Raw genomic sequence first — 11,617 nt, 5'->3', positions numbered from 1 at the left:
CGTTCCCCTCACGACTCCAATCCGAAGCCGTAAAGTCCAAGGTCCCCGCATACCGAGAGAGAAATAAAGCCTGTAGGTTCACCAGCCTGGTGAACCAATCGAAGCGACCCACACCTCACCAACACGTTACGCCACCGGACGAAGCTCATTCCTGCCTTGCCTGCCCCCCGCCCGATAGGGCTCGCTCCGCACTTTGGCGCTGTTCCTCGTCGCTTCCTGGTTTGCTTCGATTGGTGGAGCAAGCTGCTCCACCTACAGGCTTTACGTCGCTTCCGAGCATACGGGCTCTTCGACATTCCACCGATCAGAACTGCAGGTAGTCACGTAATTTCCCGAAACGCCCACCCCCGAAGCCTCCATCCTCGCTGTTCCCGCATACCGAAAGGGGCGTCGTCGCTGTAGGTTGGCCCGCCGGGCCGACGCGTCGAAGCAACCCAAGCAACAGCAACCAATTGCGCCAAAGAGCGAAGCCGATCGTTCCCCTCACGACTCCAATCCGAAGCCGTAAAGTCCAAGGTCCCCGCATACCGAGAGAGAAACCAGGCCTGTAGGTTCACCAGCCTGGTGAACCAATCGAAGCGACCCACACCTCACCAACACGTTACGCCACCGGACGAAGCTCATTCCTGCCTTGCCTGCCCCCCCACCCGATAGGGCTCGCTCCGCTCTTTGGCGCTGTTCCTCGTCGCTTCCTGGCTTGCTTCGATTGGTGGAGCAAGCTGCTCCACCTACAGGCTTTACGTCGCTTTCGAGCATACGGGCTCTTCGACATCCCGCCGATCAGAACTGCAGGTAGTCACGCAGCATGTACACGATCGAGAAGTAGACGCAAACCGCGACGAAGTCGTTGAAGGACGTCACGAACGGGCCCGTGGCCAACGCGGGATCGAACCCGAGCCGCTTCATGGCGATCGGGATGATCGTGCCGGTGGTCGCCGCCGCCGTCAAGGTACAGGTCATCGCCGTCATGACCGTGACCAACAACCCGATGCCGCCCCAAAAATAGGCGATCAACCCGATCAGGGCACCGCAGATCAACCCCAAGGTCAATCCCACCCGCGCCTCTTTCATGGTCGAGGTGCGCGCTTCCTTCCAATTGGGTGTGCTGCTCGACAACAGGCGCGCCATGATCGTGGACGACTGAACCCCCACGTTGCCGCCCATCGCCGAGATCATCGGCACGAAGGTGAAGATCCGGGCCGCGTCCTCGCCGAAGACGTCGCGCTCGGTGTAGCGCATGATGAGCACCACCATCAAACTGCCGAAAAACGAGGTGAGGATCCACGGCAGGCGCAACGACACGATCTTCATCGTGTTGTCTCGCACCAGCAGTTCCTCGTCGGACGAACCGATCAACTGGAACAGATCCTCGGAGGTCTCGTCCTGAATGACGTCGATGACGTCGTCGACCGTGATGATCCCCTGAATCTGGTCCTGGTCGTCGACGACCGGCACCGTGACCTCGTCGTGGCGGCTGACGATGTCGGCCACTTCTTCCTGGTCCATGTCCACGTGGACGCCGATCACGTCCGTGCGCATGAAGGATTTCAATTTGGCGGTCCGCTTGCTCAGCAGGAGCTGGCGCAAACTCACCATGCCCACCAGCTTTTCCTTTTCGGTCACGTAGAGGAACATCAGGTTGACGGGATCGATGTCCTTGTTGGCGCGCAGCAGCTCGATGGCGTTTTCCACCGTCGCGCTCTGGTCCAACGAGAGGAACTCGGTGGTCATGATGCGACCGGCCGACTCCTCGGGATAGTTCATGAGCTGGCGAAGGTCCTCCTGCTCTTCGCCCGGCATGCGTGAGACCAACTGCTCGCGGGCCGGATCGGGAAACAGGTCGAGAATATAGACGGCATCGTCGTCACTGAGTTCCTGGAAGATCACGGCCCATTCGGGTGCCTTCAGATGGGCGTACATCCGTGCGATGGTCGCCGGTTCCAGCGCCAACATCAGCTCGGCACAGTAGGTCACGTCGCTGAGCAGCACGGTCCGGACGATCTCCACGATCTTGTCGAAATCGAGTTCGTCGATGACCTCCGCGATGTCTTCGGGGTGATACTGCTGGATGAGCCGCAACAGGGAGACTTTGTCGCGGTTCTTCAAGGTGGATGACAATTCCGAGAGGAGGGCTTCCCATTGTTCCTGGGTGACCGATTGAATGATTTCCGCCACGACGTCCTCCCTTCTATCTGGCAGTACCCGAACCCAGCCACACCCAGCCCCGGACCGCACACGTCAGGTACACGCCACCTGGACGGGGTCGTCGAAAAAGGAACGGAGGCTGGCTGACTCAGGGGCTATTCGAGCTAATAGGCTAAGCCAGGAAGCGAAGCCTTGCCAATAGTTTTTCCACCAAAAGTCCTTTTCTTTAAGGGACCTTTACACCGGAAATCGGAGTCGACACCAAGCCCTTCGGCCGGCAGGCACGGGCTCGGCGAAGGGAAACCACCGCACGAACCGATCGCCCACCGGCCACGCCAAACCGCGGTCGAAATACGGAAGCGATCGAACGTCACCAGAACCGCTATCATTTATATAATGGGCACACCTCACCCAGCGTCCCTTCCCGACCCAAGCGGCGAATGCCCCGCCCTTTCCGTGCCAACACCCGCCTTCGAGGTTCGCCATTGATTTTTTCGATCGATTCGTCACCCTGGCCCCACAGGCCCCCGATCTTCGCGAGCCTGGGCTCCGATTTCTGGCAGCACGGTGCTCAGGATCCCCACCTTCGCCAAAACTGGGAGGCGACATCGACCTGGCAATGCGGCCCGGAGGTCTCGGAAGAACCCCGCTGGCTGGTGATGAGCGGTCCTCGCGTCTCCGCGGCCCTTCCCTTGGCATTCGCCTCCAGCCACCCGCTGCACGGCATTCTGCTGGTGGATAACGACCCCAGTGCCGCCGCTACCCTGGCGCACCACCCACCCGCACGGCCGACCACGGCGCCGGAAGTGTTCCTCCACGTCCCCGGCTCCCATCCCGGTGAGGATCTCGCCGAGAGCATCGCCTTCCTGCAGCGCCACGACATCTCCCCGCTTGAAATCCTCTGGTTCCACCACGACGGCGAACGCCCCACACCCACGTGGGTCCATCACCTGCTCGGCACCGAGCCACTCCCGTCGCCCGATCGACTGGGTTGTCCCCTTGATGCGGTGGAGGTCTGGGCCGAATTCCTCCTGACCGCGGCGACCCCCTTCCGGGCCCTGCGCTGGTGGCTGCATCTTTGGGCGGCCCGGGATACGGGTGAAACCCGATCCGGCGTTCTCCGTTGCCTGGACGCCCTGGCTATCGATCGAAGCGTCCATTTCGATCCGCAGAAAAAAACGGTCGCAACCAGTCCGGCTGAGGCCGAAGGCGCCGCCTGGTCCCAAAACATGGAGGCGCTGAAACGCCGCGATCGAGATATGGCCGAACTTGCGAGCCGCCACCAGCCCCAACGCCCGCTGATTCCGGCATTCACCGACGAATTCCGTTGGCAGGCCCGATCGCTGCAACCCGCGCACGGGATGTATGCCCCGTACGCCCTGCCCCTGTTGGCCACCGACCTGGCCGCCGCCGCTGCCCCCCCGCCGAACGTCCTGTCGCCCCGGCTGGTGAGTCTCGTCGCACGTCTTCCGGAACTCGCCTACCAGATCGGGGTCGTCTTCTCAGGCAGCCTACCCCAGGCCGACCTGCTGAATGTCTGGCGGCACCCACCCAATCTGGCTCAGGGCATGGCCCAAGGGCTGTACCTGGTGGAGCCGGATCTGGATCGGTTCCAATTCCTGTTGCGACACGTTCCCTGTGCCGACCTGTTGGCCGACACGCGTACCTTCCTCTTCCTCGGTGCGCGGTGCACCCGCCAACTGACCGATTATTTCGCCGCCGACAGTATGCGCCAGGTGCCGGTCATCGCCGCGAATCCCACTGGCGAAATCGACTACGCCCTGCGCAAAATGCGCAGGCAACGCAAAAAGAAGGGCGATCAGGCTCACCTGCGACTGGAAAGCTCGAGCATGGATCGGCGGCTCGAAGAACTCCAGGCAATGCTTTCCGGTGCCTCCGGGAACCCAATGCGGTGGATGCTGATCACGACCCTGTTCTCCAATGTCACCCAACACTGCTGCGAGGAGATCCGCAAAGCCCTGACGCGCATGGGTCACGAGGCGGTGATCGTCAAGGAATCGCATCCCACCGAGCGCCTGTCGGCCCAGGCCATGCTGGAAACCTTCCTGGCGTTCGAACCGCACGTCGTGTTTTGCTTCGACCACCTACGCCCGGAACTCCCGTTTCCCATTCCACCCGAAATCCCATTCATCGCCTGGATCATCGACGACCTGCCCCACCTGCACGAGCCCGATCTGATCCGCCAATTGGGTCCCCGCGACCTGACCTTCGTCGTGACCCACCAAATGATGCCCACCTACCGGAGCTTGGGGTACGCCAACCCCCGTGCACTGCGTTTGGCCGTCAACCTGGAGACCTACCGCCCATCATCGGCCGACGCCCAACCGGTTCAAGACGAAGTCGCCTTCGCCTGCAACATCGGCACGGTGGCCCCGGAACCCGAATGGGCTCCCGGGTTCTACGATTGGTTTCGCAACCTCATGGAACGCGAAGGTATTACGTACCAGGACTACGGCGTCCTGTTCGAACGGGCACGGCGCGGCATCCGCGAGCTGGGCCTCATGCCGACCGAGCCCATGGTCGCGGAACTGCACCGACGCATGTGGATGGTCGAACGAGAGTTCCACCGGCTCCAACCACTGCGTTGGTTGATCGAAGCCGGTGTGCCGCTGGCGCTATACGGTCGCGACTGGCAACACCATCCCGAGATGAAACCGCATTGGCGCGGCTATTTGGAGCCCGGCCCCCAATTGGCCGCGGCGTATCGCACTTCCAAGGTCCACCTTCACATCAATTCGGTGCTCAACCTGCACCCGCGCATTTTCGAGTGCCTGGCTTCCGGTGGCCTGATCCTGATCCGTTCCTGTCCGTCCGACCATCAACCCGGCGAATTGAACGATGTTTTCGAGATCCATCGCCAGGTGCTGGTTTTCGAAGATCGCGACACGCTGCTCGGCATGGTGGATCGCGCATTTTCGGACGAAGATTGGCGCCGCCGGCACATCGAGGCGGGTCGGCGTGTGGTCTCCGAAAGCCACAGTTACGATCACCGCGTCCGCGAAATGTGTCGCGACCTGAAGGAGACGCTCGGTTCGGGCGATGGGGGCTGACGGCGATCGATGACGCGGGCTCCGCCCAAGGCGGTACTCAGCCGAACAGCTCGGCGCTGTCCAGCATCAGGGTCACGGGTCCGTCGTTGCACAGGTCGACCTGCATCGAGGCGCCGAACTCGCCGGTCTCCACCCGCTCGACGCCCGCCTCGCGCAGGGCTTGGGCGAAACGGGCCACCAAGGGTTCCGCCAACGCCGGTGCCGCGGCACGTGAAAACGAGGGGCGTCGCCCTTTCCGCATTTCCCCGTAGAGCGTGAATTGCGAAATGACCAGAGCACCGCCGCCCACGTCGCGCAGCGATCGGTCGAATTTTCCCTCCTCGTTGGGGAACAGGCGCAACGAGGCCACCTTGGCGGCCATCTTGACCACCAGCGCTTCCGAATCGCCCTCGGTGATGCCCGTCAAAAGCACGTAGCCGGCTTCGATTTCGCCGATCGTCGCGCGATCCACGGTGACGGAACCTCGCGAAACCCGCTGCAACAACACACGCATAGATGAACCCTCCTCGTCGCCAAAGATAGCACTCGGGGGTGCCGCGTCAAGAGACAAGGCAGCCTACATCGAACGGAAGAAAAGGCCGGTGGCGACAAGTCCGCGCGAAATCGCGACCCAGCGGGGTTGCCCGACGCGAAATCACCCCCCCACCCCAGCGTCGGCTACCGCGGAAAGCTCAACCTTTTTCCCATAATTCCGATACGCCAGATGAATACTGACTGGGTTTCCCTATTGGAATGAAATGACATCCTGCTCAGCAGCTCGTGACTCGATCCCACCAGGATGCCCTCATGTTACGCGGACTTTTCGGAAAACAAAAAACGCTCAACCCAGCGGAAATAGAGACGCTGCTCAAGATGGTCGTGGTCGATCGAGAAACGGCCTTCATCACCACCAGCACCTTCAAGTTCGTTTCGGACGTGCTGGATTACGACAAACGCATTTTCCAGCTCAAGAACACGCTCACCCGCGACGAAGTCCTCTACCAATTGCGCGGAAAGGACTTGGAAGTGTATTTCCCCTACGAGCTCACGCTGTACAAGGGGGCCACCTCGCTGGTGGGCTTGGGCATGACCCGCGGCATGCAAACCCTCAAGTTCCAGGTTCCGGAGACCATGGTTCAGGACGAGCACCGCGCCGCCTACCGCGTTTCCAACTTCCCCGCCAAACCGACGGTCACCTTCACCACCAATTCCTACGACATCCTCAAGGGCACCTTGATGGATATTTCCATGACCGGTGCCGGCGTGCGCCTGGACCCGCGATGGACGATGACCAACGCAAATCTCAAGAAGGGCCTGGTCATTTTGGTGGACATTCGGCTCAGTGAGGAATTGCGCCTCTCGACGTCGGCGGAAATCCGCTATATCGCCAATACCAAGATGGGTTTGAAGTTTCAGGAAATTCCCAAGAACGCTCGTGAGCTACTGTACAAATTCATCGTCAAACAGCGTCGCGTGGAGTACCGCAACCTCGCCGAATCGCAACGCAAGGTCATGGCACTCAACCGTCCGGATTCGAGCCAGCCGGAGACCAAGGCGTTGAACATCGAGAAACCGACGGGCAAGCCCACTGCACTTGTCAGCGGCGACAACTCGGATTACTTCGAGGCACTGAATTCGGCACTCAACCGCAAGTTCCACGTGCTCCAGTGCTCCTCGTCCGTAACCGACCTGCGCAACCACCTGGAATTGAAGCCGAACCTTCTCCTGCTGGAAGTAGCCTCGAAAAGCCTGGAATACCTGAGCCAACTCAAGAAGCTGAGTTCCCTGACGCCGTCGGGATGCGTGTTGATGTTCTACGGCCGGGATTTGGGCGAAGAAGTGGGCGAGCGGCTGCGCGACCTGGGTCCTCCCGAAGATATGATCGTCGATCTGAAGCAATTGAAAATGCTGATGCTGTTCAAAAAAATCCAGCATTACTACGAAAAGAAGGCGCCGAACTGACCCGATCGCCCGGCATGGGCACGGACTTCAGACCAGCCACACCTTCACTTCGCGATCACTCTCGCGATCGAAGTGGTGCAGCAAATCGCCAGGCATGAGGCCCGACGCCCGCGCCCGAGTCTTGATTTCATTCAAGTTCCAGCCTTCGGCCATGAGACGCGTGGCGAGTTCCTCACCCATCAGTACCTCCAATCGCTCGACGGCTCCGGCGGGAAATTTGAGCATCACGACCTGCTGACCCTGGCGAAAGAGTGCCACGCGCAGTTCGCGCGCCATGGACTCGTAACCCGCTCCGGGTCGGCGCAACGGCAGTTGGTAGGTATCCAGCTTGGAGCCGAGCAGGGCCAGGATCGGGCGCAACAGGATCTGCCACGACACCGCCGTGTTCAGGCGCGACAGGTAGTAGAGCAACCCCTGGAGGCCCCGCACCAGGAACAACAACTCGGGCGGACCCGCCAGTCGAAAATTCCATCGATCCTCACCGAGGATGTCGGCCAAACGCTGGTTGCGATTCCAATGGCGGTGATCGAATTTGGCGGGAGACAAAAAGGGCTCGAACAATACCGAACAGACCGCCGGCAATCGATCGCGCATGGGCTCCAACAAGTCCTCGTTGAATCCGGTAGCCACCATCCAGGGAAGGGGGTCGCCCCGACGATGAATGGTCGCACGAATCAATCCCAGCAATGCCAGCCGCCTGCGTTCCTCTACATGGGCGACCGAGCCGAAATCGTACAGAATCACCCGCGTCGGATCGCGCCGAAACCGGTAATTGCCGGGATGGGGATCGCCGTGAACGCGGCCGTGCTCGAACAGGAAGGTGAGAAAGTGGTCGACCAGGCTCTTTCCGATTTGAAAACGAACCGCTTCCGGCCAGCCGGCAGCCTCGTCGATGGTGGCACCTTGCTCCCATTCGGTGACCAACACCCGATCGTTGGACAGATGGTCGACCACCTTGGGAATGACCACGCCGGATTCGGGATAGAGCCGCGCGGCAAACTCGCGTTGCTGATCGGCCTCGTGGGCGTAGTCCAGCTCCTCTTCGAGATCGCGGATCAGCGCGCGTCGCAGTTTGTCGAAATCCACGCCGCCCAACATCAGGCTCGAGACCTTCGTGAGCAGGCCCAAATTGGCCAGATCGGCCCTCACGGCCTCGCGAATCCCGGGATAGGCCACCTTGATCGCCACGGTTCGGCCATCCAGGAGACGTGCCCGATGGACCTGCCCCAAGGAGGCGGCATTGCCCTCGGGATCGATCTCGGCCAGCCGATCCTGCCAGCGACAATCCCAGCGGGCTTCCAGGACGGGCAGCAGATCGGCCAAGGGAAGAGCCGTCCCACCTTCGGTCAGGGAGCGGAAATCACTGGGCTCTTCCAGGGCGTTCAGTGCGAGAGCCTGCCCGATCTTTTGCGGCAACCCTTTCATTTTCCCCATCCGCCGAACCAAATGACGACGTGCCGTGTCTTGGACCGCCTGGTCGGCAGCCTTGCAGCGCCGCAGGTCACGAGCTAGCAGAGCGTGGTCCAGGGTGCGGTTCAAGCGGGTGGAAGCCATAGGGTCGATACCTCCCAGGGTCGGATCGAACTGAAAAACCGATTCGGCAACGGCCGCAACCGGCTTTAGTCCCGAAGGAAACGGGACAACCGAAAACGATGAGCGAGGCATAGGGCCCGGCACCGCAGCTCGCCCCGGTTCATTCCAATAGGATGTGCTTTCCCTATTGTATCCCATCACGGACGAGGCGCTTCTTCGCACCGCGCGTAGGACCCGTTTCACCACGGCGAAACCCCAGCTTCGAAACAACTGTCGGTTCACATGTCCACGCAGGCCATGGACCGAACGAGGCTTTTTTCCCTCGAAACTGAGCGGTTCGCGTCAGGGAACACGGATAATCGAACCTCACTTTGCGTCAAACTCTCATTTTTCAAGATATGAAAACAATCGCCGATGGGGAGGGGGAGATTCCTAAATTCAGCATGACAATTCCAGGAACGGGTATCGTCTGCCAGCCTCGTAGCCGAAAAACTCGGCTCCATTCTGCACGTCTGCGTGACACGTCAGGACCCCCACTTCATGATTCAACAAGACCCCTCCGAAGACATGGACATCCTCATCGAATTCGCCGAGGACAGCCAATTGGTCCTGGAAGAAATAAGGCAGGCACTCACACTTTCTGCCGAAACGGATCAACTGACTCCCGAGACCCTGAACACGATCCACCGCGATTTGATTTCGATCATGGGAAGCGCCGAATTTCTCGATATCGGCCCGGTCTTCGAAATCGCCTCGACCATGGCGGGCTTCTTCGACAACATCTCCAACCGAGACGGCTCTCCCCACGACGCCATCGAGCTGGGAATGCAAGGGGTGCATCTGCTGCAAAACCTGCTCGAGCAATTGGTCCAGGGCAAACGGGTCACGAATTTGAACAGCGCCATCTCGGAGCTGAGAAGCGCGTTCAAGAGTCTCGAGGTTCCCGGCGAGGCCACGCCGCAACCCGCGGAACCGGAGCCCCTGCCGCCGCAGCCCGTGGCGCCGCAGCCCCCGACACCGATCAGCGAGCCGGAGGTACACGAGATCGGCCAGGATGATTTGCCGGACGAGTTCCGCATCACGATCACGGCCGAGATGCTGAAGACGTTTCTCTCCGAAGCGGAGGAACACCTGGAGGCCGCGGAATCCGAGCTGTTGGCCCTGGAACGCGATTTCAAGGACACCGAGGCGATCGGCGCGGCCTTTCGGGCGATGCACACCTTCAAGGGCAACTGCGGCCTGTTCGCCTACGCCGATCTCGAGGCCATCGGACACTGTTTCGAGTCGGTCTTGGAAGATTACAAGAGCGGAGGTCTGAAGCCGGACAAGAAAGGCATCTCCCTCATGCTCAAGACCTTGGACGTGCTCAAGTTGGCCCTTGGCGAGTTGCCCGACGGATCCGGCAAAGTGCCCGATCGCGACCAATGGGTCACCCAGTTGAACGAATACCAGACCAAGGGCCACGTGAGTGCGATCATCCACAAGAGCGACTCGGCGTTGCTCGGCGAAATCCTGGTGGAGTTGGGATACCTGGAGCGTACCACGCTGGAAAGCGCACTGCGGCGCCAAGCGCTGCCCTTGGGCGAAATCCTCCAGGACCAGGGCGCGATCGAGGAACGCCAATTGGACCTGGCCCTTCAGGTCCAGCAGGAACGGCGCCGGCTGCAGTCGGCCGATTCGGCCCGCAAAGTCACCAGCAACCAGAATATCCGCGTGGATCTGCACAAGTTGGATGCGCTCATCAACCTGGTGGGCGAGCTGATCATCGCCGAGAACATGGTCACCCACAACCCCGACCTGGAAGGCCACGTCTTCGAGAACTTCAAAAAAGCGTCGCTCCACCTCAACCGCATTTCCCGCGAGTTGCAGGACAACGCCATGAGCCTGCGGATGGTACCGATCGAAGCCACGTTCCGCAAGATGATTCGCGTGGTGCGCGACGTGTCCCAGCGCCAGGGCAAGCAGGTGACGCTGCACATGGCCGGCGAGGACACGGAAGTCGACAAGAGCGTGGTGGAAAATATCGCCAACCCGTTGCTGCACATCATTCGCAACGCCATCGATCACGGTATCGAACTGCCCGACGACCGCGAAAAGCTGGGCAAGCCGCGAACCGGCTCGGTCTGGCTGAGCGCCATGCATCAAGGTGGCGAGATCCTGATCGAGATTCGCGATGACGGCCGCGGCATCGACCCGGACCGCATTCTCGCCAAGGCCCGCCAGAAAGGTTTGGTCCCGCCCCATTTCGAACCGACCCATCAGGACGACATCTACGACCTCATTTTCGAGCCAGGGTTCTCGACCGCGGATCAACTGACCGACATCAGCGGACGCGGCGTGGGCATGGATGTGGTCAAGAAAAACGTGGAGGCGATCAAGGGACGCATCCATATTTCAAGTTCCGTGGGCAAAGGGACGTTGATCTCCATAAGAATTCCACTGACCCTCGCCATTATCGACGGCATGTTGGTGCGTGTCGGAACCCAACTCCTGACCCTTCCCCTGCTCTCGATCCGCGAGTCCATTCGTTGCCAACCCAAACACATTCACAGAACCATCGACCGCGGCGAAATGCTCAGGATCCGTGAACGGCTGCTGCCGGTCATCCGGCTTCACGAGACCTTGGACATCTCCAGCGACAATCAACGGCTGGAAGACGGCATTCTGGTCGTGGTCGAGAGCGGGAACCGTCAGGTTGCCTTGTTCGTGGACGAGATCTGCGGCCAATACCAGACGGTCATCAAAGGCCTGTCCAGCTATCTGGGCGCCGTGCGCGCCATTTCCGGCACGGCCATTCTCAGCAATGGCGACATCAGCCTGATCCTCGATATCCAGGATTTGGTCGCGGATGCCACCCAATCCGGGTGGGACGCTCACGATTTCGCCAACCATCCCTCCTGAAGATACCCGGAAACGCCAACACCACG

General features: G+C 60.6%; 6 protein-coding genes. 3 read left to right on the top strand and 3 right to left on the bottom strand.

What is annotated here, in order from left to right:
* Nucleotides 1-780: 780 nt before the first annotated feature.
* Entirely contained in the window at nucleotides 781-2,175 is a 1,395-nt protein-coding gene (gene mgtE, locus J3U87_RS18700) for a magnesium transporter (RefSeq protein WP_237377301.1), read from the bottom strand.
* 455 nt (nucleotides 2,176-2,630) lie between these two features.
* On the opposite strand from mgtE, the gene J3U87_RS18695 reads away from it, so the two are divergent.
* Nucleotides 2,631-5,216 (top strand): glycosyltransferase family protein, encoded by a 2,586-nt coding sequence (locus tag J3U87_RS18695; protein ID WP_237377300.1) that lies wholly within the window; start codon nucleotides 2,631-2,633, stop codon nucleotides 5,214-5,216.
* Between the two features lie 37 nt (nucleotides 5,217-5,253).
* Here J3U87_RS18695 and dtd read toward each other — a convergent pair whose 3' ends face one another.
* Entirely contained in the window at nucleotides 5,254-5,709 is a 456-nt protein-coding gene (dtd, locus tag J3U87_RS18690) for a D-aminoacyl-tRNA deacylase (RefSeq protein WP_237377299.1), read from the bottom strand.
* Nucleotides 5,710-6,002: 293 nt separating this feature from the next.
* Between dtd and J3U87_RS18685 the strand changes: the two genes are divergently transcribed.
* Nucleotides 6,003-7,157 (top strand): flagellar brake protein, encoded by a 1,155-nt coding sequence (locus J3U87_RS18685; RefSeq protein ID WP_237377298.1) that lies wholly within the window; start codon nucleotides 6,003-6,005, stop codon nucleotides 7,155-7,157.
* 27 nt (nucleotides 7,158-7,184) lie between these two features.
* Here the strand turns inward: J3U87_RS18685 and J3U87_RS18680 are convergent, their stop codons facing one another.
* On the bottom strand, nucleotides 7,185-8,711 hold the full coding sequence (locus J3U87_RS18680; protein WP_237377297.1) for an ABC1 kinase family protein: 1,527 nt from the start codon (nucleotides 8,709-8,711) through the stop codon (nucleotides 7,185-7,187).
* A gap of 519 nt (nucleotides 8,712-9,230) precedes the next feature.
* On the opposite strand from J3U87_RS18680, the gene J3U87_RS18675 reads away from it, so the two are divergent.
* A complete protein-coding gene (locus J3U87_RS18675) occupies nucleotides 9,231-11,591 on the top strand; it encodes a chemotaxis protein CheA (RefSeq protein WP_237377296.1) in 2,361 nt (786 codons plus the stop codon).
* Nucleotides 11,592-11,617: the final 26 nt, after the last annotated feature.

The sequence above is a fragment of the Sulfidibacter corallicola genome, assembly GCF_017498545.1.
GTDB classification, from domain to species: Bacteria; Acidobacteriota; Holophagae; order Acanthopleuribacterales; family Acanthopleuribacteraceae; genus Sulfidibacter; species Sulfidibacter corallicola.
The sequence above is the reverse complement of the archived record's forward strand: the minus strand, read 5'-3'. Positions and strand labels throughout refer to the sequence as shown.

Coding starts and splice junctions, on each gene's coding strand:
- J3U87_RS18685 (WP_237377298.1), top strand. CDS start 6,003: ATGTTACGCGGACTTTTCGGAAAACAAAAAACGCTCAACCCAGCGGAA.
- J3U87_RS18675 (WP_237377296.1), top strand. CDS start 9,231: ATGATTCAACAAGACCCCTCCGAAGACATGGACATCCTCATCGAATTC.
- J3U87_RS18680 (WP_237377297.1), bottom strand. CDS start 8,711: ATGGCTTCCACCCGCTTGAACCGCACCCTGGACCACGCTCTGCTAGCT.
- dtd (WP_237377299.1), bottom strand. CDS start 5,709: ATGCGTGTGTTGTTGCAGCGGGTTTCGCGAGGTTCCGTCACCGTGGAT.